The following is a 25,146-nucleotide window of genomic DNA, read 5'->3' on the forward strand; positions in this document are numbered from 1 at the left end:
CCCATGAGCGCCGAAGCCACAGCGGCGGGAAAGAACGAGACCTTCTTCCAGCGCCTGCATTTTATCGTGCGCTTCGTTCGCTTCGCCGGTCCCTTCTGGACGGGGCCTGATAAATGGCGCGCCATCTCGATGACGGTCGCGCTCTTCGTGCTGACCGTCGCTCAGGTCGTGCTCGCCATCTGGACCAATTACTGGAACGGCGCCCTGTTCGACGCGCTCGGCGAACGCTCTGTGCCGAAGTTCCTCACCCAGATCGGAATATTTGTCGTCATCTTCATCCTCACCATGGCTGTCACCGCCACGCATCTGCAGGTGAAAAAGCGCCTGCAAGTGAACTGGCGTCGCTGGCTGACACGTCGCGTCGTCGACCGCTGGATGTCAGAGAAGCATCACTATCAGCTCATCTTCACACCCGGCGAGCATGACAATCCGGATGGACGCATCGCCGATGACATCAACAATTCAACGGAACAGGCGATCGCCCTTACCCACACGCTCGTCTATTCATTCCTCGTCCTCGGCACCTTCATCGACATTCTGCTGAACGTCGCCGGCGGCACAACCGTCAGCGTCAGCGGCGCCAGCTATCACGTTCCCGGCTACATGGTGTTCCTCGCATTTGGCTATGCAGGCGTCGGCACGGCGCTCGGCCTTCTCCTGGGCCGCCCGCTGGTCCGCGCAACCAACAGCCTGCAAACGGCGGAGGCCAATTTCCGCTACGGGCTCGCCCGCGCACGGGAAAAGGCCGAGGAAATTGCGCTCGTAGGCGGCGAGAGGGTCGAGCGGCATCGTTTCGTCGATCTCTTTGTCGGCATCCGTGAGTCATGGCTCCGCCAGACGTTCGCACTGACGGGCATCATGTTCTTCACATCGGGATACGGCGCCCTGCTCCCCGTCTTCCCCATCCTCGTCGCCGCGCCGCAATACATCGCAGGCACCATGACGCTCGGCGTCCTGATGCAGACGGCACAAGCATTCCAGAAGCTCACCTCCGCACTTTCCTGGCCGGTGGACAATCTCTCGGACATGGCGAAGTGGCGCGCTTCGGCCAATCGCGTGATTTCCCTCGCCGACGATCTCCAGAAACTCGCCGATGCCAAGGCGGCCCCGGACGAGAACCGCATCGCCGTCGGCCATGCCAATACGCCGACGCTCGCCATCAACAAGCTCCAGATCGTCAATCCGGACGGTCAGCTCGTTCTTGACGGCTTCAATCTGGAGGTGAAGGAAGGCGAACGCGTGTTGATCGACGGCGATTCCGGCGCGGCCGTCAATCTCTTCAAGGTTGTGGCCGGGCTCTGGCCCTGGGGCCGTGGCGAGGTGCTGCTGCCGAGGGATCGCACGATCCTTTTCATGCCTCAGCGGCCCTACATTCCAAACGACAGCCTGCGCGCGGTGCTCGCCTATCCGAATGAACCCGACGCCTATGACGACAATGCCTTCCATTCCGCGCTGGATAATTCCGGCCTCGGCTATCTGCGCGAACGTCTAGACGAGGTGTCATCCTGGGAGCGTGTGCTCACCTTCCGCGGTCAGCAGCGCATCGGCTTTGCACGCCTCTTCCTCCATAAGCCCAACTGGATTTTCATGGAAGAAGCGACAGATGCCTTCGACGCCGCGGCCGAGGCAAAGCTTCTCGATGCCGTTATCTGCGAGTTTCCGAAAATCACCGTGATCGGAATAAGCTTCAACGCGGACCATGACCATTTCTATACCCGCAAGCTGAGCCTCAGCCGCGCAGCCGATGGGCAGTTCCTGTTCGGCGGACCTCCCGTGAAACATGCCGCCTCCCTTCTTCTCGCGGAAGACGAGAAGATTTTCTGATATGACCGGATCCATCATGAAGAAGCCCGTCGTCATCGATGCCAAGACCGTGAGTGTCGATCTGCAGCCCGGCGTCCTGCGCAAGGACTTCGTCTGGGGCGTATCGACGTCAAGCTACCAGATCGAAGGCGCGACGAAAGAGGATGGCCGCGGCCTCAGCATCTGGGACACCTATGCTCGCCAGAAAGGCCGTATCGAACATGGCGACACGGCCGATGTCGCCTGCGATCATTATCATCGCTATCCGGAAGACATCGCCCTCATGAAAGGGCTCGGCATCGGCGCCTATCGTTTCTCCGTCGCATGGCCGCGCGTGCTGCCGCGCGGGCGCGGCGCCATCAATGAAAAGGGCCTCGACTTCTATGACCGCGTGATCGACGGCGTGCTGGAAGCGGGCATCGAGCCCTGGCTTTGCCTTTACCACTGGGATCTGCCGCAAGCGCTCGGCGATCTCGGCGGCTGGACGAACCGCGATATCGCCGGCTGGTTTGCCGACTATGCCGCGCTGATCTCGCGGCGATATGGCGACCGCGTCAAGCGCTTCGCCACCTTCAACGAGCCCTGTGTCGCCATTCTCTTCGGCTATGCCATGAGCTGGAACGCGCCGGGCGTCTCCGACCGCAGTTCCTATCTGAAGGCCGTCCATCATCTCAATCTCGCCCATGGCGGCGCGGTCGACGTGATCCGCGATCTCGTGCCCGGTGCCTCCATCGGCATCGTGCATAACCGCCAGCCCGTCTATCCCGAGAGCGAGACTCCGGAAAACCTTCACGCCACGGCCCTGCTCGACACGCATTGGAACCTGATCTTCACGGATCCGCAGTGCCTCGCCGCCTATCCGCCGCTCGCCGCCGCCGACATGGAACCATATGTCCAGGCTGGCGACATGGCGAAGATCTGCCGTCCGATCGACTGGATCGGCCTCAATCACTATTCGCCGATCTATGCGCGGGCAGAACCCAATTCGGAACTCGGCTTTGCCTGGGGCAAATCGCCGGATCGCACCGACCATCCGGATTTCCTCTGGCCCATCCACCCGGACGCCTTTCGCGAAACGCTGATGGACACCTGGACGCGCTACAGGCTCCCTGTCTATGTCACCGAGAATGGTTGCGGCGATCCCGACGCGCCGAACGCCGCAGGCGAGGTCGTCGACGAGCGTCGCGTCAACTATCTGCGGGCCTATATTCACGCCATGGGCGAAGCGGCAAAGCAGGGCGCCGATGTTCGCGGCTATTTCGTCTGGTCGCTGCTCGACAATTTCGAGTGGGGGGCCGGTTTCGGCAATCGCTTCGGCCTCGCCTATGTCAATTTCGAAACCCTCAAGCGCACGCCGAAATCCTCGTATTTTGCCTATCGCGACATGATCCGCAGGCTCCGGTAGCCGCTCATGTTGCCCGCATGATCGAGGCAGGCTAGTTTCCACGTCGAGAGTCAACGGAGATCGAGAGACAATGACCACGTCCCCCTACGCCCTTCCCGCAACGCTCGAAGCCGATCTCGGGAAGGCGCGCGCCTATTGGCACGGGCTCATTCGCGGCAAGGCGAGCGACATGCCCTATTGGGACGATGTGAAGCTCTCGGACCTGCCCGAACTTGTCGACCGTCTGGCCCTCATCGAAGTCTTCGACAAGCCGGAGCGTTTCCGCTTCGACATCGTGGGCAAGGACGTCGTCGCCCGATACGGCAAGGATTTCACCGGCGGTTTCGCCGATGAGCTTGAGCCGCACGCGCCGCTGGAATTCTTCCGCGCGCAGGCGAGTGCCACCGTCGAAGGCCGCGCCCCGACCTACCAGCGCCAGGGCAACGTCGCGCGCCTGCTTCTTCCCATGTGGGGCGACGGACGCATCAGCATGCTGCTCGGCGCCTTCGTCTGGCTCTAGACGATCTTTGACGCCTTCACCTCCGGGAGAAGGCGCTCCATATCCTTCGGCTGGCAAAGCTCGGTGCCGGCGGCAAGAAGTGCCGCCGAACCCGCCGCAACACCGCGACGGAATGCTTCCGAGATCGCCATACCTTCCGACAAGGCGCAGACCATAGCGCCGACGAAGCTGTCGCCCGCGCCGACCGCGCTCAATACCTTCACCTTGGGCGCATTGGCTCTCCACACCGCATCCCCGGTAACGAGCAAGGCGCCATCCTCGCCAAGAGTCAGTGCTACCGTCTCGACCTTGCCCTCCGCGACGAGGCCGCGTGCCGCGCCGATCATGGAAGCCTCATCGGTCAGCGGCGCGCCGGTAAGCTCCCGCAATTCGCGCAGGCTCGGCTTGATCATGAAAGGTCGGGCAGACAGCGCGCCCGCAAGCGCCGCGCCTGATGTATCGACGACGACTCTCGCCCCCGCCTTGCGTCCTGCCTCGACCACGCGGGCATAAAAATCTTCCGGCACGCCATGCGGCAGACTTCCGCTCGCCACGATGAAGCCGGGCGCGGGATCGAACGCCGTCACCGCCTCGAGCGCCGCTTTCCACACCGCCTCCGGCAGCTCTGGCCCCGGCATCACGAAGCGAAACTGATTGCCGCTCTTTTCCTCGTAAACGGTGAAATCCTCGCGCGTCTCGTCGGGCGTTTCGATGACTTGACTGTCGATGCCCGCATCCTCGACAAGCCGCTGCAGGAGCTTTCCTGAAATGCCGCCTATGACATAAACCGCTGTCAGCGGCAGGCCGAAGCGCCTCACAACGCGCGCGACATTGATGCCTCCGCCGCCGGGATCGCGGTGCCCCGCCGCGCAACGCAGCTTGTGGATCGGCTTCACCTCCCCGACCGATGTTGAAACATCGATCGAGGGGTTCATGGTCAGCGTTACGATCTTCGCCGTCATGCGTGCTCCCGTTCCCTGCCGTTCGGAGTCTCAAGCGAGCGGCGCAGACGCCGAAGAATGACATTGCGCGCCTTGTCATCCGCAGCGTGATCCAGTTGGTCGCTGATATCGAGCCAGAGGCGGGAAAGATCGTTGTGCCAGTCGAAGTGCCCCACTTCCTCGGGCTGCAAGCGGCGGGGCCCGGGCCGCGAGCGCGCGCCGGGCGCTTCGGTGATGAGGTCGAAGACATCGTCGAGCGTCGGCTCGATGACGCGCTCTCCATCGATGCCCATTTCATCGAGCCGCTTGTGCAGCGCCGCCATCTCCTCTTCTTCACCATGAACAAGAAACAATGCGCGCTTCACCGGCGCACGATCCTTGATCCAGTTCGCAAGCGCCGGACCATCCGCATGGCCGGAGTAGACGTCGAGCTGACGAATCTTGGCGCGGACCTTGATCTCTTCGCCCTGAATTCGCACCGCCTTCGCGCCCTCCGCGAGAATGCGCCCCAGCGTTCCCTTTGCCTGAAAGCCGACCAGCATCACGGTCGTGTTTTCCCGCCACAGATGGTTCTTAAGATGATGGCGAATGCGTCCCGCATCGCACATGCCGCTTGCGGCGACGACGATGTGATTTCCCTCGACCTGTTCAATGCGCATGCTCTCTGCCGCGGACTCGGTCGTCTGCAGCAGCGGTGTCGCCATCGCCTTGCGGAACTCCGAACCATTTTCCAGTTCGTCCGCATGTTCGAGGAATACTTCCGTCGCCTTGATGGCGAGCGGCGAGTCGAGAAAGATCGGCACCCTGGCAATACGGCCGGTATCCACGAGTTCGATGATGTCGGCCAGAAGTTCCTGCGTGCGCTCGACCGCAAAGGACGGAATGAGCAGCGCGCCGCCATCCTTGAAGGCGTCCTTCACTTCCCGTTCGAGAACATCGAGGCGCTGGTTATGGGTGAGCTTCGGACGCGTCCGGTTGCCATAGGTCGATTCACATATGACGTAATCGAGATTTTCGGGCGATGCCGGCGCGGGATGAAAGGTCTGCGCATCGGGACCGATGTCGCCGGAAAAGAGCATGCGCAGCACGCGTGCGGTGGGGACGTCCGTATCGATCTCGATTTCGATCGATGCCGAGCCCAGAATATGGCCTGCATTCCAGAAGCGCGCCCGAATTCCCTGTGCGGGTCGCGCCCAGGTGTCGTACTGCACCGGCTTGAAAAGCTTCAGGCACTCTTCCGCATCTTCGACGGTATAGGTCGGCGTCACATTGGTCCGCCCGCGGCGCGCATTGCGCCGGTTCAGCTCCTCCACTTCGACCTCCTGGATATGCGCCGAATCCGGCAGCATGCACCCGGCAAGGTCCATCGTGGTATGCGTCGCGTAGATCGGGCCCTTGAACCCATGTTTCGACAACTTCGGCAGCAGGCCGGAATGGTCGATATGGGCATGCGTCAGAAGAACGAAGTCGATCTGCCGCGGATCGAAGGGGAATTCTCCATAGTTGAGTTCCTTCAGGGTCTTTGGTCCCTGGAACATGCCGCAATCGACCAGAAACTTGCAGTCGTCGGTCTCGATCAGATAGCAGGAGCCCGTGACGGTGCGGGCGGCACCGTGGACGGTCAAGGTCGCGGTCATGACATTCCCTTTTCGATTACGCTTCTCCGTCGACGAGGAGACGAAGATATGACAATTCGACGAGATTCGCCTCGCCGGGTCTATGACTTCGCTCAATGCTGGCATAGTTGCCCAGGACAGACCATGATGCGAAACGAGACAGGACGACGACCGGATTCGACTGAAATGGACGACCGCAATATTTCCCTGGCGATCCTCGCATGAGCGACGCTCCCCTTCCCTTCACCGATCCTGACGCCATCGCGGATGCCATTATCGCGCAGGTCGGAAAAGAGGTCGTTCTCGCGCTGCCCCTCGGCCTCGGTAAGGCGAACCACATCGTCAATGCGCTGTTCGCACGCGCGGTTGCCGACCCTTCCGTCTCCCTTCAGATCATCACGGCGCTTACCCTCGAAAAGCCGCAAGCTGCCAAGGGACTCGAAGGGCGCTTTTCGAACCCCATCGTCGAACGGCTGTTCGAAGGCTATCCCGCGCTTTCCTATGCGAAGGCGCTCCGCGCGGGAACGCTGCCGCCGAACGTAGATGTGAGCGAATTCTTCTTCCTCGCCGGGCGCTGGCTCGGCGTCGCGCGGGCGCAGCAGAACTACATCTCGACGAACTACACGCATGCGCAGCGCTACATTCTCGCCCGCCGCCCGAACGTCATCGCTCAGCTTGTCGCCAGACACCCTGACGGGACGCGCTACAGCATCAGCAGCAATCCCGACCTCACCGTCGACATGCTGGCCGCCCGCGCTGCGGGACAGGCGGATTTCATTCTGGTCGGCGAGGTGAACAGCGAACTTCCCTATTTTGCTCACGACGCCGAGCTTCCCGCATCGGCGTTCAGTCATATGCTCGATGGTACCGCAACCGACTTCCCCCTGTTCGCTCCGCCCAAGGAGCCCGTGAGCATTCAGGATTATGCCGTCGGCCTTCACGTCGCGCGCCTGGTTCCAGACGGCGGCACGCTGCAGATCGGCATCGGGTCCATGGGCGACGCCGTTGCGCGGGGGCTCATCCTCCGGGATGACGACAACGAGACCTTCCTCGCGACGACACGGCAACTGGAGGGAGACAACCTGCCCGCCGACCAGACGCATCTCGCTCCTTTCGACAAGGGCCTGTTCGGGTCGAGCGAAATGCTGGTCGACACATTCCTCGAACTGATGGACACCGGCATCATCAAGCGAGAGGTGGATGGCGCCGTCCTCCATGGCGGATTCTTTCTCGGGCCCCGGAGCTTCTACAGACGCCTTCGCGAAATGTCCGATGCGGAACGCGACCGGATACGCATGAAACCCATCTCTTACGTCAACGAGCTTTACGGCGACGAAGAGGCGAAGCGCAGGGCAAGGGTCGGCGCACGCTTCGTCAACAGCGCCATGATGGTCACGCTGCTCGGTGCCGTCGTCTCCGATGCGCTCGAGGATGGACGCGTCGTCAGCGGCGTCGGCGGCCAGTATAATTTTGTCGCCCAGGCCTTCGCGCTCGAAGATGCACGCTCCATCATCACGCTTCGCGCGACGCGGCAAGGCGGCGGCAAGACACTCTCGAACATTCGCTGGAGCTACGGGCACACGACCATTCCGCGCCACCTGCGCGACATTGTCGTGACCGAATATGGCATCGCCGATCTGCGCGGGAAGTCGGACCGGGATTGCATCGCAGCCATGCTCTCGATTGCAGATTCGCGCTTTCAGGCCGAACTGCTCGCGACTGCGAAAAAGGCGGGCAAGATCGAGGCGGATTACGAAATTCCCGAGGCCTTCCGCAACAACACGCCCGCGCGGATCGAATCCGCGCTCACGACATTGCGCAAAAGCGGGCTTCTGGACCCATTCCCCTTCGGCACCGATTTCACGGAAACTGAACTGCGCCTTCTCCCGGCGCTGCAACTCGTGCAGGCCGCGTCGAAATTTCCCGTCAGGCTTATGGCCCTCGCTCTACGCGGGCTGCCGCCGGCCGCCAACGATGTCGAGCGGGAATGCCTCGAACGTATGGCGCTCGACCGGCCGCGAAGCCTTTCCGACAGGCTCTACGGCTTCCTGCTTCGCGGCGCGCTGCGCAGCTAGTCGCCGCCTGCCGCCACACCGCCGCCAGACAGCGAGCGCTTTGCGAACCAGACAGTGACGATCAGCAGGAGCACGAGCCACCCCGACAGCCAGAAGTAGTCGATGGAGGCAAGAAGATAGGCCTGCCCCTGCAGGTTGCGCGTCAGCATGGCCATCGCCTGCGCGTCCGGCACACCCAGGGCATGCAGGGTCGCCAGTGTGTTTTGCATCGTCGGATCGTAAAGGCTCGACGCCTCCGCGAGCCGGCTCTGGTGCAGGGCTTCACGCCTGTCCCAAAGCGTCGTCGTCAGCGAGGCCGCGAAGCTGCCCGCCGTGATGCGGATGAAGTTGTTGAGGCCCGAGGCGAGCGGTATGCGCTGATGATCGACGCCGTTGAGCGCAATCGTGAGCAGCGCCACGAAGAAGAAGCTCATGGCGACGCCCTGCACCAGCAGCGGCGCGACGAAATCGAGGAAGCCCGCATTCGCCGTCAGTCCCGCCCGCATGAAATAGGACGCGGCGAAGGCCAGAAATGAAAAGCTCGCGGTCCAGCGCGCGTCAAGGCGCGACATGATCCGCGCCGCCAGCGGTGACAGAACGACCGCCACGAGCCCGCTTGGTGCGGCGACGAGACCGGCCCATGTCGCCGTGTAGCCAAGATGCTGCTGCAACCACAGCGGCAGAATGACGACATTGCCGAAGAAAATGGCGTAGGCGAGAGCCGACGCAAAAACGCCGATCGCGAAATTGCGGTTGGTAAAAAGCGACAGATCGACGATCGGGTGCTTCTCCGTCACCTCCCAGATGACCCAGGCGATGCAGCCGATGCCGGAAACGAGCGCCAGCACGACAATCTCCGTCGAGGCGAACCAGTCGGCATCCTTGCCCGTGTCGAGCATGATCTGCAATGCGCCGACCCATACGACGAGCAGCGCAAGGCCAATTGAATCGATCGGGATCTTCTGCGTCGGCGTCTCTCGTGTCTTGAGGCCCCGCCAGCAGACCGCCGCGCAGAGAAGGCCGACGGGCACGTTGATCAGGAATATCCATGCCCAGTGAAAATTGTCCGAGATATAGCCGCCGAGGATCGGCCCGCAGATCGGCGCCACAAGCGTGGTCATCGACCAGATGGTCAATGCCGTGCCGCGTCTGGCGGGCGGGAAGATTGCAATCAGAAGCGCCTGCGAGCCGGGGATCATCGGCCCCGACGCAGCGCCCTGAAGGATACGAAAGAAGATAAGCGTCGGAAGGCTCCACGCCATTCCGCACAGGAACGAGGCGAGCGTAAAGAGCAGAACGGAGACCACGAAGGTCCGCACCGCCCCGTAGCGCCGCATCACCCAGCCGGTCAGCGGCACGGCAATGCCGTTCGACACAGCGAACGAGGTAATGACCCAGGTTCCCTGATTGGCGCTGACGCCGAGATCGCCCGCGATGGTCGGGATCGACACATTGGCAATCGTGGTGTCGAGCACCTGCATGAAGGTGCCGAGCGCCAGCGCCAGCGAGATCAGCGCGAGGGAGCCGCCCTCGAGCGCCGCCGGAGCTTTCTCCGGCGCGCTGCTCATGGCACCCGTGCCGCAGTTGCGGCCGCTGCGTCGCTGCCGCCATTCTCGGCCACGATGCGTCCTATCGTCTGGTCGATTGCCGCGTCGCCATCGTCACGCGGGCGCTCCGGCAGAGGCACCGAGCGGACCTGACCTGCCACCAGCGCCCCCGACTTGTCGCGCACGTCGACCTTCGCCGTCATCGAGAGACCGATGCGCAGCGGATGCGCCTTCACCTCCACCGGATCGAGTTCGATACGGACGGGCAGACGCTGCACGATCTTGATCCAGTTGCCCGAGGCATTCTGCGGCGGCAGAAGCGCGAAGGCGCTGCCGCTGCCTGCGGAGACGCCGACGACGCGGCCATGATAGGTGACGTCGCCACCATAGATGTCGGCCTCCAGCGTCACGGGCTGACCGATCCTGAGATCGGCGAGTTGCCCCTCCTTGAAATTCGCGTCGACCCATACGTCTTCGAGCGGCACGACCGCCATCAGCGGTGCGCCTGCCGCGACATGCTGGCCGAGCTGAACGGTGCGGCGCGCGACGAGCCCATTGACGGGAGAAATGATGTGCGTCCGGCGAACGCCCAGCGCGGCATCCCGCACCTTCGCCGCCGCGGCGAGAACATCGGGATTGGTGGCAATCGTCGTTCCGTCGATGGCCGCCAGCGTCGCGTTGAGCTGCTCCCTGGTGGAAGACAGCGCCGCTTCCTGCGCCTGAACGGCGTCGCGCGCATGGGCGAGTTCCTCGCCCGACACGGCGCCGTCGCCGGCAAGCGCCTGACGCCGCTTCAGGTCGCTCTCCGCCTGCCGCACCGAAACCGCGCGCTGAGCAATATCGGCTCGCAATGCGTCCGCCTTGGCGAACTGCGCCCGCACCTGACGCACCGTCCGGGCAAGATCCGCCTCGGCCGCGCGCGACGCGATCTCGACGCTCGACGGATCGAGCGTGACCAGCGCCTGCCCGCGCTTCACGGCCTGCGTGTCGTCGGCGCTCAAGACCTGCACCGTGCCCGCCTGCTCCGCCGTGATCTGCACGATGTCGCCCGCGACATAGGCATCATCCGTCGACTGATAGTTCCCGCCGAAGATGAACCAATAGCCGCCCCAGATCAGAAATCCCGCGACGACGACAATGCCCAGTATGGCGAGCCCGCGCTGGCGCGGCGTTCCTCGGCCAAGAATGCTCGAATCGTAACTCATGCTCGTCACCGCACAGGCTGATGATTGGAAGATGGGATGGTGTCGTTGCGCGCCATTTCTTGCGCGGGCGGCACGAAGTCGCCTCCGACCGCAAGCAGCAATTGCACCCGGTTCGTCGCCTGCGCCGCGGCGATGGATGCCTCCTGCCGGCGCGCGTCCAGCAGCAGCGTCTCGGCGCTCAGTACAGAGAGATAGGTATTGAGCCCCGCCGCGTAGCGCCGCTCGGCAAGACGGTAGGCTTCCTTCGCGGCATCGAGAGATTGCCGCTGCTGATCGGACTGCCGGGCGAGAGAGCCCGTCTCGGTCAGTCGGTCGGCGACGTTTCGTACAGCCTCGACAACGGTCGCGTTGTAGCCCGCAACGGCGCCGTCGATCTGCGCCGTCGCGCCGACATATTCCGACTTGAGCTTGTCTCCGTCGAAAATCGGCAGATGGATCGCCGGTCCGACGCCATAGTTCTGCGATTGGCCCTGAAGCATGGTGTCGAGGCCGATCGCCGCCCAGCCTGCAAAGGCCATCAGGTTGATGTCGGGATAGAAGGAAGCCTTCACCGCCTTGCGGCCGGAAAGCGCTGCCTCGACCCGCATGCGCGCGGCCAGCACATCCGGCCGCCGGCTCAGAAGGTCGGCTGGCAGTTCGCCCGGCAGCGGCAGAGCACCGTCGAGCCGGAGCTGAGGCCGCTTGACGGCTGCATAGGCGTTCGCCCCCTCGCCGGTCAGAGCCACCAGTTGATGAAGCGCCAATTCGCGTCCGCTCGCCGCCTGTTCCCGCGCAACGCGGGCCGCGGCCAGCAGCGCCTCGGCCTGCTTCACTTCCGCATTGGTGTCTAGGCCCGAAGTCACGCGCTGGCGCGACAGATCGAGAATGTGCTGGCGCTGCCTTTCGGTTTCCTTCGCGATATCGTCGAGCGCATAGGCATGGTCGAGCGCGATATAGGCCTGCACCAGCGCACCGGAAATCGCGAGCCGCGCGCCTTCGGCGTCGAGACGCGCGGCCTCTTCTTCCGAGCCCGCCTGCGCGACCAGCGCCGCCTGCTTGCCCCAGAAGTCGAGGTTCCATGAAAGGTTGGTATTGAGGCTGCCGATCCAGTTCCAGTTCCCGGCATAGGGCGGCGGGTAGACATAAGTGCCGCTGAAGCGCTGGCGCTGTTCTTCGCCGTCAACCGTCACCTGCGGCAGAAGCTGCGATTGCGCCACCGCGCCTTGCGCCTGTGCCGCGCGCACGCGGGCGAGCGCTTGCGCCAATGTCGGATTCTGCGCGAGGCCGCGCGTCACGAGATCGTCGAGCTGCGGATCGCCGACGGTCTTCCACCACGCGGTGGAAGCACTGGGCGCGTTCACGCTGCCGAGTCCCAATGCGTCGCTCGACAGCGCCTTCTCCTGCGGCTCCACCGAAGGCGGCAGCACGCAGCCGCCGAGCAGAAGGCTGGTCAGCGCGGCGAATGCGATTGCACTTCTCATGGCTTCGCCTCGTTCACCTGCTCGGCTCGCGCAACGAGCCGCGTCATCAGCGAGATCAACTGATCCGCCTCCGCCTTGTTGAAATCGCCCATAAGATCGTTGAGATAGCCAGCCACGAGCGGGATAAGGGATTCGACCATCGTCATCCCGTCCTTCGTGAGCGACAGCTTCACCACGCGACGGTCGACGCCGCTGCGCTGACGCTCCACAAGGCCGCGCTCCTCAAGCTGATCGAGAATGCGGGTCAGCGCGCCGCTGTCGTGGTGCATGTCACGCGCGATATCCGCGCAGCTCTCGCCCATCCCGTCCCGCAGATACATGAGCACCGCCCATTGCGTGAAGGTCAGATCGTTCTCGGCAAAGAGCGTTTCCACTCTCGGCATGATGAGGTTGTGCGCCCGGCGCACCAGATAGGAGATCGCCGTCTTGGCCCTGTAATTCTCTGCGTAGTAATAGGGCTTTCCCATATCTCTGCCTCAGCAATGACTGCCTGGGCAGCTAATATGGGCGTCACCCCCTTACCGTCAAGATGGCGGCAAAAATTTTCCGCGATGCGTGGCTTTAGCGCACCGAGAAGGCGACGGGCCCCAGTACGCGCGCGCCGTCCTCGTCCTCCACGCGCGCCTCGACCGCATAGACACCCCGGGCCACCGGCCACATGAACTCCGCCCCCCGCGTTTCCGCCACCGGCGCGCCATTGAGCATCCATGTCACGCGGGCCTCCGGCCCGACATCGCCCAGAGCGAAGCGAAACATCTGCCTGTCCGCAGGCAGGCGCGGATCATAGGCAAGGCGCAAGTTCGGCGTCGGCGACAGGATCGACGGTCCCGCCGTCTGCGTCGCGGCGGGTGCACGCGTGGTCGCAGCCGTCCTGTAATCGTAAATCTGCTCGCAACCCGTCTGGCCGAACGCGCAACTGTCGGTCAGCGGCAGACCGTCCGGCAGCGGCAGCTTCGCCGTGTTCTGGTCGCGGTTCAGATAGGCGAAGACGCCGCGCAGCACGAGCGCAGGGCCCGTCGAACCCGTAATGCCGTCCGTCGGCGTCCGGTCGAGATTGCCCATCCATATGCCGACCACATAGCGGCTATCGAAGCCGACGGCCCAAGCATCGCGATAGTCGGACGAGGTCCCGGTCTTCACCGCCGTCTGGACCGGGAGGTTGAGCGTCGAATAGCGTCCGAACTCCATGGCCCGCGCCCAGGGATCGGAAAGCACATTGCCGATGAGCAACGCCGCATCGCGGCTGAACACCCGCGCCCCGGGAACGGCCCGCGCATTGGCATCCATCACGGCGCGCAGCGGCATCACCGTGCCGCCATTGGCCAATGCCGTGAAACCGCGCACGAGTTCGAGCAGCGACACCTCGCCATTTCCGAGCGCCAGACCGTCGCCATAAAATCCGGCGCTCTTCTTCAGGCTCTCGAAACCGAGCTGATGCAGAATGTCGAGATAACGGTCCGGCCCGACGAAGTTGACCGCGTGGATCGCCGGAATGTTCAGCGAATTGCCCAGCGCCTGCCGGGCGCTCACCTCGCCGTAAAACTGCCTGCTGTAATTGTTGAAGCGGTGAAGGCCGGTTCCCACTGCTTCCGAATAGGGCGCATCCTCGATGCGTTCGGCGGGCGACCAGCCTGCATCGAAGGCGGCGGCATAAAGAAACGGCTTCAAAGCCGAGCCCGGCTGGCGCGGGATCAGCACCGCATCGAGAAAACGGCCCGGCATGCCCGCGCTGTCATCGGCGCCCGCCACCACCCAGGCGCGGATGTCGCCGCTCCGCCGGTCAACCACCAGAAGCGCGCCATTGTGAACCTGTCTCGGCGCAAGGTTCGCCAGCCGCTCGTCAAGCAGGTCTTGCGCGAAATCGACAAGGCCGCTGTCGAGCGTCGTCGCGACCCTGAGCGGCACGTTGCCGTTCCTCGCATCCGCGATCTGGCGCTCGACATAATTGCGGAAATGGCCGATGGCCGCGCGCCTCGGCGGCGGCTGCAGATCGAGCGGCGTCTCGATGACGCTTTGCCACTCCGCCGCCGGCAACATGCCCGCATGCCGCATCGCGGTCGCAAGCCTTGCGCTGCGCCGGTCCAGCACCTTCACGCCGCCGCGATAGGGATTGAGGCCTGAAGGCGCGCGCGGCAGGATCGCCAGCGCAAGCATCTCGCGCGTATCCAGCGTGTCGAGATCGCGGTCGAAATAGAACCTGGCCGCCTCCGCGACGCCACGCCGGTTCGACGCGTAGGGAACCTGATTGAGATAGAATTCGAGAATGTCGGATTTCGTATAGCGCAGCTCCAGCCGCTTCGCATCGAAGCCTTCCAGCCATTTCGACCAGAGCGAGCGCGGACGCGGATTGAGCATGCGGACCACCTGCTCGGTGATCGTGCTCGATCCGCGCACGTTGCGCCCCGCCGCGATGCCCTGCCAAAGCCCATGCGCCCGCGCAAACCAGTCGACACCGCGATGCGCGAAGAAGCGCCGGTCTTCGGCCGTCAGAACGGCGTCCTTGAGCCTTTGCGGCACGCGATAGAGGGGCACCTGGTTCTGAATGTTCCATGCGCCCGTTTCCTCCACGAGCGGGCGGCCCTGCCGGTCGAGCAGAATGTGACTCGTCGCCTTCGGCTTCAGATCGAGTGCAGCCTCCGGCGTGAGACCGGTCCATGTCGCGACGCCGAGCCAGAGCGTGAAGGCCGCCGCAGAAAGCGACGCCCAACGCGCATAGCCCCATTCGTTCGGACGCATCGGTGTCCGGTCGAGTTGAGACCAGCTCCAGCGCAGCCAGCTCATGTCACGGCTTCTCTTTCACCGTCAATGTCCCCGGCCTGCCGAGCCCGAAGACGTCGGGATCGTACATCTCTTCGGCCTTGGTCGCGCGCCGCTGGAACTCGCCGGTCGCAATCGCCTGCGCCATATAGGTCAGGTGATAATTGCCCGCGTCGAGATAGTCGGAATAGAACCGCGCGCTGTCGAAGCGCAATTCCCGGTGATAGAAACTCCAGAAGCCTGCCTCATACTCGATCCAGTCCCTGGCGTGACTCCACCAGCTTCCTTCGGGCGCGACATAATCCGCCTTGCCCGCATCGACGGAGGAAGCCGTGGCGAGGTCGCGATTGACGGGCTCAAGCCCGCCCGGCACCGGATCGTTGACGACAACGAAGCTCCGCGCCGATGGCAGGGACAGGTAGAGGTCGACGCGCACGATCTCGCCCCGCGTCACCTCGGCCTTGTCGCCAAGCAGCACCCATTTGCCATTTCGCTCCACGCTATATTCGCGCCGCACCTCAATGCCGCTGTTGACCGCATAGGCATTGGCATCGGTCGGCGCATAGGAAAGCCTCGTTGCGTAATAGAGCCTTCCCTCGCCTTCGCGCTTGATGGAGATCTCGGCGCTTCTGCCCGCGTCGTCCGCTCCGATCGGCCGCGTCAAGGTAACAGGCTGAGCCTGCACGCCCTTCAGATCTGCGCTGCCAAGCGGCTCGCTGCCCAGCGCCACGGTCGCCCGAAGGTTCGGCTCGCTTCTTTCATACACCGCCGCATAGTCGGCGAGCGCGGAGGTACAGAACATGTTCTCCTGCGTATTGCCCCAATAGCCTGCCTTGCGCTGGCTTTGGGAAATGGCCCGGACGAGCTTGAAGGTCACATCCTCCATGCGCGTCCTGTTCCGCGGTTCGCGGCCATAGGCGACGAGACTGGACAGGATCGCGCAATTGTCGCGCAGCGGCGTCGCGAGCATCCGTCCGAAGCCTTCTCCCCTTTCCTCGCTGAAAAGGAACTTGCCGGAGGTCTGGTTCGAATGCGCCATGATGATTTCGGCAAGCTCGTCGGCGAGCTTGTCGCCGCTCGCGTCCTTCAGCGATAGCGCCGCCTGCATCAGCATCGCATCGCCAAAGAGACCCACCGTCTTGTAACGGGGCCGCAGCCGCTCGATGTCACGCAAGGTCACCTGCCCCCGCTGTGCCAGTGCCGCCAGCGCCGTCGCGCGGGCGGACGCCGCCATATCGGCCGTGTAGTAATCGGGCGCGGTATCCTTTCTCAGAAAATCCTTCAGATAGCCGAGAAGCTTCTCCTCGACGGGGGCAGGCACATCGACGCCTCTCTCATGCAGCCAGCCGAAGGCCAGCGCCGTATAGGCCGAGAGATAGGGGTCGACGCGGTCGTTGGCGGCAACCCAATAGGCCATGCCGCCATTCGGCGCCTGAAAGTCGGCCGCGCTCGCGACCATGGCCTTCAAGGTGTCGGCCGCCCCCTTCCATGTGAGGTCGGCCGGCAGGTACCTCCCGAGCGTCGCAAAATTCGCCGCCATCACACCCTTGGTGATCCGCTGCTCCCAGCACAGGAACGGATAATCGGCAATGAAGCGGAAGGCGCCCGCCACATCCGTCACAACCGTCGGACTCAGCACGACGTCGAGCGCGCCGGCGTCGGGCCTCACATCCTTCGGGAAGGAGACGGGCGTGGAGGCATCCGCCCCTTCCGTCGTTCCGTAAATCGCTGCGGTGACGAGATCGACGCGCTTGTTGATGGGCAGCTTCGCGAGATAGCCGTCCCGGTCGGTGGCATCGCCCGCAACAACCTTGAAGGCGATCTCGCCCTGATCGGCGCCCGGCTTCGCAGCAACGCGACCGGCGACGAGCGGCATGAATATCGTCGTGCGCTGATAGGGATCGAGATCGACTTCCGTCATGAGCGATGTCTGCGTCCTGGGATCCAGCGTCCCCGCCACCTCGATATCGACCTTGATATGCCGCTTCTTGTCGGTACGGTTCATCACGCTGAAACCGGCCTCGAAGCGGTCGCCCTCCATCGCCTGGTTCGGCATGACGGGCCTTATCTCGGTAGGACGGTTGACCTTGAAGCCGCCATCGCCCAGCCCCGCCTTGTCGGTCGGCGTCGTGCCGATGACGAGAATGCGCCATCCGGTCAGATTGTCGGGCGCGGCAAATTCAACAGACGCATTGCCGCTCGCATCCACGCGCAGGCTCGGGTTCCAATAGGCGACATATTTTGAATCGTCGCGGAACTTGAAGTCGGCCCCGCCGTCGCCGCCCGGATTGGCGCCCTTCTTCTCGAACTTCTGCCGGCCAACCAGTTTCAGAAGCAGATTGTAGTTGTGAACGTCGAGCCCATCGAGGCGATAGAAGCCCTTGTAGAGATCGAAATATGCCTTGCCGCCCGCGATGAGATCGAAGACCGCCTGATCGAGAACCGCCACGGCGAGCTCGACCTGCTCCTTCTTTTCCGCGTGGCGCGGCTCCGCATGCAGCGCCACCTTGACGATGTCGCCCGGGCGATATTCCTCCCGTTCCGCTTTGGCCGTGATCGAAAGCTCATTATAGGGATCGGTCACCGGCACCGAGACATAGCCCATGCGGAAAGCAGGTTTGCCGAGATCGACCTGATTTGCGTCCAGCGGCTTGTCGACGCGCGGGCTCATCAGCACCACGGAGACGTAGAATCCGGGCGCATAATTCGGCTTCACCGGAAATTCGACGATTGGCGTCGATGTCGTGAATGTCTGCACGAAATGGTCGAGCACTCCGTAACGCTCGATTGTGATGAGTGCTTTGGCATTGGGATAGGGATTCTTGATGAGATAACGCGCAGTCTCTCCGACCTGATAGCTCGGCTTTTCCGGGAACATCTGCAGCGCCGTATCCGGCGAGCTGTCCCAGAGCACGATGTCGCGGCCCGCCACCCAGAAGTCGCTGGTTGCGACATGCGCCTTGCCGGACGTCCCCTTGACCGTCGCCGAGATGCGATATTCGCCGGCCACCTTCGGCACGAAGCTGCAATCGGCGGGCTGGGCCTCCGGCGTTCCCTCGCAGGTCGCGGCCTGTTCCCAGCTCGTGTTGTAGACGGTCTGATAGGCGTTGCCAGCGGACTTGACCCGTGCCGCCGTCACCTTCTTCATTTCGATCTTGAGATCGACCTTCGCCCCCCTGGCCGGAACGCCTTCCGGATCGACGACGATGTAGCTGTAGGCGGCAGGCTTTCCGACCTGATAGATCCATTCCTTCGCCTTGAGACCGACAAAGCGATCCGTCGCAGCGAATGTCGCCGCAACCGAGTTCGCGATGTTCTTGCCCCTGTCGTCCATCACCGCGACTTCAAAATTGAGATCGCCATAGGTGTCGTTGCCCTGATCGGGAATCGCAACATTAACCCTCGCGATGCCCTGCGCGTCGAGCGGCTGCTCCATCTGCGCGAGCATCTTGTCGTAGCTCTCATGTTCGAGATCGCCACGGGAGAAATCGAAACCGGCCGCCACCGGATGCGTCGACGACATGGGCCTCGGCGTGAACATCGCAGTGATGCGCGCCTTGGCGTTTGTATAAGGTCCGCCGGAATGCAGCTCCGCCTTCCCTTCGACTTCAACCGCCTTGGACGGACCGAAGACCTTGCCGTTCACGCTCGCGGTTACGCGGAAGGGCGCGGGCGTGAAATCGCTGACCAGCACCTGCGTCGGCATCCAGGCAAACCAGCCGTTCGACAATGCGCCCGCTGCATCTGCACTTTCGCCCTGTTCCTCGTTCTGCGGCTCACCCGCATCGCCCCGCAGCTTTTGCAGAAGACGGAACTTGTACCAACCGACTGCGCCCGTCTTCGGCACAGTGACGGAACCGTCCGTCGCGCCGAATTCGTTGAGCGCCACTTTCTTGATATCGGCGACGAGCTTCCCCGTCGGGTCCACGAGCTGCAGGCGATATTCGGACGGCGGCGCGGCGGTGAGCCCCTCATTCGACTGGCCACGCACATAAATCTTGTACTGGATCGTATCGCCGGCGCGATAAACGCCCTGCGCGGTCGTTCCCCAGACGCGCATATGCTCCTGCTCGCTTTGCGACTGCGGCCAGATCTGTTCGCCCGAGGCGCGGAACGTATCCACCTCGAACTGGTAGGCGACCGGCAGGAGCGCCATGTCGTCGCCCTTTGTCGCGCGAATGGTCAACGCCTTGTCGCAATCGGACTCATAAACGCCTGCCTGCGGCGCAACGCCGGGAAGTATGGCAAGGCCGCCTTCATCCGTGATCGCGGAGGCTTCGATATGATCGGGCTCCGACCAGTCTCCCGGCGCCGTGTTCTCGCAAACGGCGGTGCTCAATACCGGGTCGCGATAGCGCTCCACCTTTACACCCGCCACGGGCTCCGCGGTCGCAAGGTCCGACACCCAGACCAGCGTGTTGTAATGCGCGATCTTCACATGAAGGCCGAAAGGCGTTACCTGCGCGAAGAGCAGCCCCGACTTCCTGTTCGGCAATTCCGGCGTCGTGGTCATCGCACCGAGCAACGCGCCCGATTTCCCTCCGAGCATGCCGCGCACGCCGAATTGAATCGCATATTGGATGTTGCGGATCGGATCGAGCGCTTCATGCACCGACAGCCCTCTTTCGACGCCGCGCGGCGTCATCCGCGAAAATATGAAATCACGGCCCGTCAGATTGTTGACATAAAGCGGCACCTCGCTGTCGACATTCTTTTCGAGCACCGCAATGCTGTTCGGCAATTCGAAATTCGGCGGGCGGTTGTCCATGTGCCAGCGCACGTCGATGTCGCCTTCGAGCTCACGGCCGAACATGTCGACGATCTGAACCTTGTCGCCTTTCTTCAAGGTCGCTTCGTAATCGCGGTCGGAGCGCAGATAGACAGGAAAGCGCGCCGTGTATTCGTCGCCCTTCTGCCGCCCCTTCCAGCTGTAATAGCCTTCTGTCTGATCGACATCGACATTGGCCCAGGGATCGTCATTGGGCCCCGCCTTGCCGAGTTCGGGCGAAAGCGCGACATGATCGCGAATTTCCTTGAGCTTCACCGGAGCGCTGAACACAAGGCGCACGACATTCCACGGCCCGCAATCGGCCTTGGGCTTCCCGGCATCGCCCGGGCGAATGGTGATCTCCGTGCCGTCATTCGCCGTGCAGCGAAGTCCCGTGAATCGAAATGCGCCAAAGGTCGCGAATTTCTGCACCGACTGATCGACAATGCCCTCCTCGGGTCCCATGCCGGAGATCAGCCCCGGGCGCATGACCAGTTCCGCCTCCATATCGAGCGGTAAGGGCTTTGCTGCAGTGACGAGCCATGTGCGCCGGGCCCACTCCTCCGTTCCGGGAACCGTCTCCGGGCGGAACCACGGAAAATATGCAAGCAGGCGACGGAAGAATCCCCGCAAGCCAGGCTCGCGCGCGACCGGGACAAGCGCATCGTCCGGTCCCTTGGACCAGTCGGGGCCCGCGGCGACATGAACGCCGGCTTCACCGGACGCCTCCCCCTTCCAGACGAAGGCCAGACGATTGGCGACGGAATCCCGCCGTACCGGCTGATTGAAGGTGACGAGCATCGCAGGCTCGCCCGGGCCGCCCCACTCCGAGAACTCGGCCCGATCGAGCGCAACGCGCGAGGTTATGAACTGGTGATGGAAGGGCCCCGCAAGCGTCGTTCCGTCCGCCGCCTTCAGTCCCGGATTGACCGTCACCGAATAGCGCGTCGAAGGCTTCAGCGCATCCGCCTCTTTCAACTGGCAGGCAAGCGCACCTTCGTTGAGCCAACGCCATTCGCAATCGAGCTTCGGTGAAATCTCGACCGGTATCTCCGATGCCTTCCGCTCCATCCGCCCAAGCGGCACCACCGCGCGGTCGAACTCGATCACGATCTGCCGTTCCGCCGGAACATCCTCGCCGGCGGGGGTGATCCGGGCAACCGACAGTGTCCCATCGGCGGCCTGTGCACTCATACCGGACATCAGGCAGAGCAATGCAAGGATCAGAATGCCGTAGGCTGACATGGAGGATCGGGAGAGAGCTTGCATGGAATTGGCCTTCGCGAGAGTCCTGACGGATCCATAGGAGCATAGCACGCGGACAAGTCCGTGACAGACGGTCCGTGGCCGCCTATGCACTCTTCCAGGATAAACGATCGACTTGGGCCGGGAATAAGTCGGGTAGACGGATGAATGTACCAAGGAGGTATCACTCCGGAGCCTGCCCCGGAGTGATACGGAAAACGCCCCTCACTCGCCGGAGGTCGGCCTCACGCCCGCAAGCGCCAGCGCCTTGGCGCGGGCGGCATCCATATCGTAGGAGCGATGCATCATGACCCGCTGCGCGAGCAACCCTCCACCCGCCTGAAGCGCAACGACCTGCTTCCAGCCTCCAAAGCTGTCTGCCGAAATATCGCGGATGAGGTTGTAGACCCGCATCCGCGTCTCGACATCGGCATCCTTCGTGGTGTGGAGATATTTGCGAAGATAGGGCCCGACCTCGTTCGAGCGCAGGTCGCCCTCCTCCGGCAAAGTCAGCGTCAAGCCGCCGGCCAGATCGTGGAGTATCTTCACCATGGAATGGAAGTTGTTCGCGTAGTGATACTTGGCAACATTGATCGCAAGCGTGTTCGGATGAACCATGCCCGAAGGCGTGCGCTCGAAATTCCGGCAAGCGTCGTCCAGTCCCATGCGAAGCATTTCCGCATAGCAGATCAGCTCGGCAATGCCGTTCTGCGCCTCCGGCTTCTTGCCCTTGCCTTGCTGCTCGGAAACCAGCTGGGCGAGACCCACCATGACCTGCGAACTCTCCACCGCGTCGACGAGGCCGCCCGTCCGCTCCCAGAGGCCGAGCGCGCCCGCAAAGGCTCCTGAAAGTTGCCACTCGCCGGCAAGGAAGACCCGCTCCCACGGGACGAAGACATCGTCGAAGACGATGAAGCCCTCCGGCATGGAATGATGTGCGGAGGCGGGATAATCGAACGGGTTCAGTTCCGGTGCGGCGAATGACCGGTTGATGATCTTGACGCCCTTGCTGTTCACCGGGATCGAGAAGGCTACCGCATAGTCCCTTTCGTCCTCGCCCATCGCCTTGGTCGGCATGACCACGAGTTCGTGAACAAGAGCCGCGGCGGAGATATGAAGCTTCGCACCGCGAACGACAATTCCATCCTTGTTCCGCTCGACAATGCGCAGATAGAGGTCCGGGTCATCCTGTTCATGCGCCTTGCGCGAACGATCTCCCTTTGCGTCCGTAATGACTTCAGCAGCACGCAGATCATTGTCACGTGCGAAGCGATACATCCGCTCTATGTTCTCGGCAAATTGCGGATTGACCTTTCGCAACGGATCGACGATCTGGAGAAGCGCCATGAATACGCCGGTAACACCACCGACGATCGACATGTTGCGCAGAAGCTCCATGCGCTTCGTCAAATCCTCGGCCGAGCGCGGCACCTGATAGACGCGGTGGGCGAGGTCGCCCTCTTCAGTCCGATAGGTGATAATGTCGCGTCGCTGGAGGTTGTCGTAGTCGTAATCGCCGGCGGCCACTTCGATCGGCACGCGGAAGCGCGGATGCGTAGTGATGTCGTCGATCCGCTCGCCGTTCCAGAAGTTTTCGCGTCCGTCCATCAAACTCTCGACATACTGGGCCTTTGTCTTGAGCGCCATGGTTCCCTCCCTGTCAGATTTCTTGTTGAAGAAAGTCTGTCAGAGATAGGCCGCGTCAATCAACGTCCGGTGGAGACAATTTGTCAGCGCGCTGCCGGGCGGAAACGCTTTAGGCCAGCTATCCGCCGATCCAGCCGAGCGCACGCCGGAACAGGCCGATGGTCGAGGCATGCAGCATGTCGCCGGTTTCCTTCGGCGCCTTTCCGGCCGCTGCCCGCGCGTTGGTCCCTTCCAGAATGATGCCGAGCTTGTAGCAGGCAAGCACGCCATACCATTCGATGGCGGAGAGGTCGCGGGAAGAACCTTCGGCATAACGCGCGACAAGTTCCCGAGCGGTCGGGAAGCCATCCCAGGGCTGAACGCCAACGGAGCCCGTGCTGCCCCGGCCCTCCGCATCCGGCCATGTCGCCATGAGCCAGCCGAGATCGAGCAGCGGATCGCCGATGGTCGTGAGTTCCCAATCGACGATGGCGGCAAGCTCCGGGCCATCGAAGCGGTACATCACATTGGCGAGATGATAGTCGCCATGAATGATGCCAGGCTTGAAGGACGCGGGACGGTTCGCATCGAGCCAGTCGGCAACCCTGTCGACGCCGGGGATGTCGCCGGGGCCTGCCCAGCCTTCATATTCGGCATAGGACTCGAGCTGCGAACGCCAGCGCTTCACCTGCCGCTCAAGATAATTCTCGACCTTGCCGAGATCACTGAGACCGGCGGCGAGATAATCGACCCGCCCCAGCGCTGCCGCGCCGTCGGCAATCGCCAACCCCATGCCGTGGCGGATTTTCGGATCGCCCGCGTGCAGCGGCGGCAAGCCCACAGTCGCGTTGAACCCTTCCACCGGCTCCATCAGATAGAAAGCTGCGCCAAGCACGTCTTCGCTCGGACAGGCGGCGATCAACCCCGGATGCGGCACATCGCTGCCCTTGAGAGCCGCAAGCACCCTCGCCTCGCGCCGCATGGTCTCGCTGCCGTTCATATGCGGGCGATGCGGCGGGCGGCGCAGCACGAATGTTCGCCCACCGCGCTTGAAACGCAGCAGGATGTTCTGCGTGCCGCCCGCAAGGGGTGTCACCTCTTCCAGCGGCCCGCGCTCCAGCCCCTGCGTATCCATCCAGTCGCGGAGCCTGTCGAGATCGACTAGTTCGGTCCAGCTTTCAAGTGCCATTTTCTTCGCCTCAGGGGACCAGGATCATCTTCAATGCGCCCGCCGTCCGCGCGTCGAAGAGCCGATAGGCCTCCGCGCCATCCGACAACGGCAGTTCATGCGTGATGTATTTCTCGGGATGGAGTCTGCCGCTCTGAATGAGCGGCACGAGTTCGGCCCATTCGTTCTGTACCGAGCAGGTGCCGATGCGGAAGGTGAGGCCCTTCGCAAAGGCGACACCCATGGGGAAGTCGAACTTCTTCGTCTGGTTGACGCCGATGACGGACACCGTTCCCTCGCGCGCCGCAAGCTTCAGCGCGAGCGAGATCGTCGCGTCATGGCCGACCGCCTCGACGACGCTCTCGACACCCCGTCCATGCGTCTGATCCCGGATGATGGCAGGCGCATCCGCCGGATCGAGCGCGACGGCGCCAAGCGCCGCCGCATGCGCGCGCCGCTCCGGCACGAGGTCGATTGCGAAGACGCGGGCGGCCCCAAGCACGAAGGCGGCCTCCACCGCCATCAGGCCGATGGGGCCGAGCCCGACCACCGCGACATTCTTTCCCGGTGCGATGTCGGCGTTGCGGCAGCCGAAATAGGCAGTCGGCATCGCATCGGTGAGCATCAGCGCCTGATCCATGCTGAGCCCTTCGGGCACGCGGGCAAGATTGAAGTCGCCTTGCGGTACGCGGATCGCTTCCGCCTGACAGCCCTCGAGATGATGGCTGAGGCCGTAGCAACCGGCAGCATTGTTGAGGCAAAGCGCGATATGGCCAGCAAGGCACTGCGCGCAGGCGCCGCAACCGACCGCAGCCGAGAGCATCACCTTGTCGCCCGAGCGAAAGCGTTTGACGCTACGCCCCACTTCAACCACTTCGCCCACGGCTTCATGGCCAACGCAGAAACCCATATCAGGGCTGAAGCCCTCGCCGTGATAGATGTGGAGATCGCTGCCGCATATGCCGCATTTCTCCATCTTCACCAGAACGTCCGTGTCGCTCTGAAGCGAGGCGTCGGCGAAGCTCTCGTAGCGGATATCGCGCGGACCGTGATAGCAAAGCGCCTTCATTTGC

15 protein-coding genes are annotated in these 25,146 nt (G+C 63.1%); 4 read left to right on the plus strand and 11 right to left on the minus strand.

Annotation, left to right across the window (positions count from 1 at the left end; translation table 11 throughout):
* Nucleotides 1–3 precede the first annotated feature (3 nt).
* The 3 genes from ABFC66_RS04305 (at nucleotide 4) to ABFC66_RS04315 (ending at nucleotide 3,707) form a co-directional block, all read left to right on the plus strand.
* Entirely contained in the window at nucleotides 4–1,824 is a 1,821-nt protein-coding gene (locus ABFC66_RS04305) for an ABC transporter ATP-binding protein/permease (RefSeq protein WP_346739730.1), read from the plus strand.
* 1 nt (nucleotide 1,825) lies between these two features.
* Nucleotides 1,826–3,208 carry a GH1 family beta-glucosidase gene (locus tag ABFC66_RS04310; protein WP_346739731.1) on the plus strand — a complete coding sequence of 461 codons (1,383 nt, stop codon included), beginning with the start codon at nucleotides 1,826–1,828 and terminating at the stop codon, nucleotides 3,206–3,208.
* Nucleotides 3,209–3,278: 70 nt separating this feature from the next.
* Nucleotides 3,279–3,707: a hypothetical protein gene (locus ABFC66_RS04315; protein WP_346739732.1), complete on the plus strand. Its 429-nt coding sequence runs from the start codon at nucleotides 3,279–3,281 to the stop codon at nucleotides 3,705–3,707.
* Here ABFC66_RS04315 and ABFC66_RS04320 read toward each other — a convergent pair.
* Nucleotides 3,704–4,648, minus strand: coding sequence for a 1-phosphofructokinase family hexose kinase (locus tag ABFC66_RS04320; protein ID WP_346739733.1), 945 nt, complete (start codon nucleotides 4,646–4,648; stop codon nucleotides 3,704–3,706). The genes ABFC66_RS04315 and ABFC66_RS04320 overlap by 4 nt on opposite strands.
* Complete coding sequence (locus tag ABFC66_RS04325) at nucleotides 4,645–6,264, minus strand: MBL fold metallo-hydrolase (RefSeq protein ID WP_346739734.1); 1,620 nt, start codon at nucleotides 6,262–6,264, stop codon at nucleotides 4,645–4,647. The genes ABFC66_RS04320 and ABFC66_RS04325 overlap by 4 nt, the downstream gene beginning before the upstream one ends.
* A 200-nt stretch (nucleotides 6,265–6,464) precedes the next feature.
* Here ABFC66_RS04325 and ABFC66_RS04330 point away from each other — a divergent pair, with 200 nt between their 5' ends.
* Complete coding sequence (locus tag ABFC66_RS04330; protein ID WP_346739735.1) at nucleotides 6,465–8,318, plus strand: acetyl-CoA hydrolase/transferase C-terminal domain-containing protein; 1,854 nt, start codon at nucleotides 6,465–6,467, stop codon at nucleotides 8,316–8,318.
* Here ABFC66_RS04330 and ABFC66_RS04335 read toward each other — a convergent pair.
* From ABFC66_RS04335 to ABFC66_RS04375, 9 genes are all read right to left on the minus strand, one after another.
* Nucleotides 8,315–9,865 carry a DHA2 family efflux MFS transporter permease subunit gene (locus tag ABFC66_RS04335; protein ID WP_346739736.1) on the minus strand — a complete coding sequence of 517 codons (1,551 nt, stop codon included), beginning with the start codon at nucleotides 9,863–9,865 and terminating at the stop codon, nucleotides 8,315–8,317. The two genes, ABFC66_RS04330 and ABFC66_RS04335, sit on opposite strands and share 4 nt — an antisense overlap.
* A complete protein-coding gene (locus tag ABFC66_RS04340) occupies nucleotides 9,862–11,049 on the minus strand; it encodes an HlyD family efflux transporter periplasmic adaptor subunit (protein ID WP_346739737.1) in 1,188 nt (395 codons plus the stop codon). The genes ABFC66_RS04335 and ABFC66_RS04340 overlap by 4 nt, the downstream gene beginning before the upstream one ends.
* A 5-nt stretch (nucleotides 11,050–11,054) precedes the next feature.
* On the minus strand, nucleotides 11,055–12,509 hold the full coding sequence (locus ABFC66_RS04345) for an efflux transporter outer membrane subunit (RefSeq protein WP_346739738.1): 1,455 nt from the start codon (nucleotides 12,507–12,509) through the stop codon (nucleotides 11,055–11,057).
* Nucleotides 12,506–12,976: a MarR family transcriptional regulator gene (locus ABFC66_RS04350; RefSeq protein ID WP_346739739.1), complete on the minus strand. Its 471-nt coding sequence runs from the start codon at nucleotides 12,974–12,976 to the stop codon at nucleotides 12,506–12,508. Before ABFC66_RS04350 ends, ABFC66_RS04345 begins: the two co-directional genes overlap by 4 nt.
* A 94-nt stretch (nucleotides 12,977–13,070) precedes the next feature.
* Nucleotides 13,071–15,290 carry a transglycosylase domain-containing protein gene (locus ABFC66_RS04355; protein ID WP_346739740.1) on the minus strand — a complete coding sequence of 740 codons (2,220 nt, stop codon included), beginning with the start codon at nucleotides 15,288–15,290 and terminating at the stop codon, nucleotides 13,071–13,073.
* Between the two features lies 1 nt (nucleotide 15,291).
* Complete coding sequence (locus tag ABFC66_RS04360; RefSeq protein ID WP_346739741.1) at nucleotides 15,292–21,303, minus strand: alpha-2-macroglobulin family protein; 6,012 nt, start codon at nucleotides 21,301–21,303, stop codon at nucleotides 15,292–15,294.
* A 201-nt stretch (nucleotides 21,304–21,504) separates the two neighbouring features.
* Nucleotides 21,505–22,926: a 4-hydroxyphenylacetate 3-hydroxylase N-terminal domain-containing protein gene (locus ABFC66_RS04365; RefSeq protein ID WP_346739742.1), complete on the minus strand. Its 1,422-nt coding sequence runs from the start codon at nucleotides 22,924–22,926 to the stop codon at nucleotides 21,505–21,507.
* Between the two features lie 118 nt (nucleotides 22,927–23,044).
* Nucleotides 23,045–24,094 carry a phosphotransferase family protein gene (locus ABFC66_RS04370; RefSeq protein ID WP_346739743.1) on the minus strand — a complete coding sequence of 350 codons (1,050 nt, stop codon included), beginning with the start codon at nucleotides 24,092–24,094 and terminating at the stop codon, nucleotides 23,045–23,047.
* Nucleotides 24,095–24,104: 10 nt separating this feature from the next.
* Nucleotides 24,105–25,142, minus strand: a complete 1,038-nt coding sequence (locus tag ABFC66_RS04375) for an alcohol dehydrogenase family protein (RefSeq protein ID WP_346739744.1) — start codon at nucleotides 25,140–25,142, stop codon at nucleotides 24,105–24,107.
* Between the last annotated feature and the right edge of the window lie 4 nt (nucleotides 25,143–25,146).

Origin of the sequence: Parvibaculum sp. (assembly GCF_039680535.1) — a bacterium.
Classification (GTDB): Bacteria; Pseudomonadota; Alphaproteobacteria; order Parvibaculales; family Parvibaculaceae; genus Parvibaculum.

Bases quoted from the DNA above. Each gene is read 5' to 3' on its own strand.
- ABFC66_RS04305 (WP_346739730.1), top strand. From the start codon at position 4: ATGAGCGCCGAAGCCACAGCGGCGGGAAAGAACGAGACCTTCTTCCAG.
- ABFC66_RS04310 (WP_346739731.1), top strand. From the start codon at position 1,826: ATGACCGGATCCATCATGAAGAAGCCCGTCGTCATCGATGCCAAGACC.
- ABFC66_RS04315 (WP_346739732.1), top strand. From the start codon at position 3,279: ATGACCACGTCCCCCTACGCCCTTCCCGCAACGCTCGAAGCCGATCTC.
- ABFC66_RS04320 (WP_346739733.1), bottom strand. From the start codon at position 4,648: ATGACGGCGAAGATCGTAACGCTGACCATGAACCCCTCGATCGATGTT.
- ABFC66_RS04325 (WP_346739734.1), bottom strand. From the start codon at position 6,264: ATGACCGCGACCTTGACCGTCCACGGTGCCGCCCGCACCGTCACGGGC.
- ABFC66_RS04330 (WP_346739735.1), top strand. From the start codon at position 6,465: ATGAGCGACGCTCCCCTTCCCTTCACCGATCCTGACGCCATCGCGGAT.
- ABFC66_RS04335 (WP_346739736.1), bottom strand. From the start codon at position 9,865: ATGAGCAGCGCGCCGGAGAAAGCTCCGGCGGCGCTCGAGGGCGGCTCC.
- ABFC66_RS04340 (WP_346739737.1), bottom strand. From the start codon at position 11,049: ATGAGTTACGATTCGAGCATTCTTGGCCGAGGAACGCCGCGCCAGCGC.
- ABFC66_RS04345 (WP_346739738.1), bottom strand. From the start codon at position 12,509: ATGAGAAGTGCAATCGCATTCGCCGCGCTGACCAGCCTTCTGCTCGGC.
- ABFC66_RS04350 (WP_346739739.1), bottom strand. From the start codon at position 12,976: ATGGGAAAGCCCTATTACTACGCAGAGAATTACAGGGCCAAGACGGCG.
- ABFC66_RS04355 (WP_346739740.1), bottom strand. From the start codon at position 15,290: ATGAGCTGGCTGCGCTGGAGCTGGTCTCAACTCGACCGGACACCGATG.
- ABFC66_RS04360 (WP_346739741.1), bottom strand. From the start codon at position 21,303: ATGCAAGCTCTCTCCCGATCCTCCATGTCAGCCTACGGCATTCTGATC.
- ABFC66_RS04365 (WP_346739742.1), bottom strand. From the start codon at position 22,926: ATGGCGCTCAAGACAAAGGCCCAGTATGTCGAGAGTTTGATGGACGGA.
- ABFC66_RS04370 (WP_346739743.1), bottom strand. From the start codon at position 24,094: ATGGCACTTGAAAGCTGGACCGAACTAGTCGATCTCGACAGGCTCCGC.
- ABFC66_RS04375 (WP_346739744.1), bottom strand. From the start codon at position 25,142: ATGAAGGCGCTTTGCTATCACGGTCCGCGCGATATCCGCTACGAGAGC.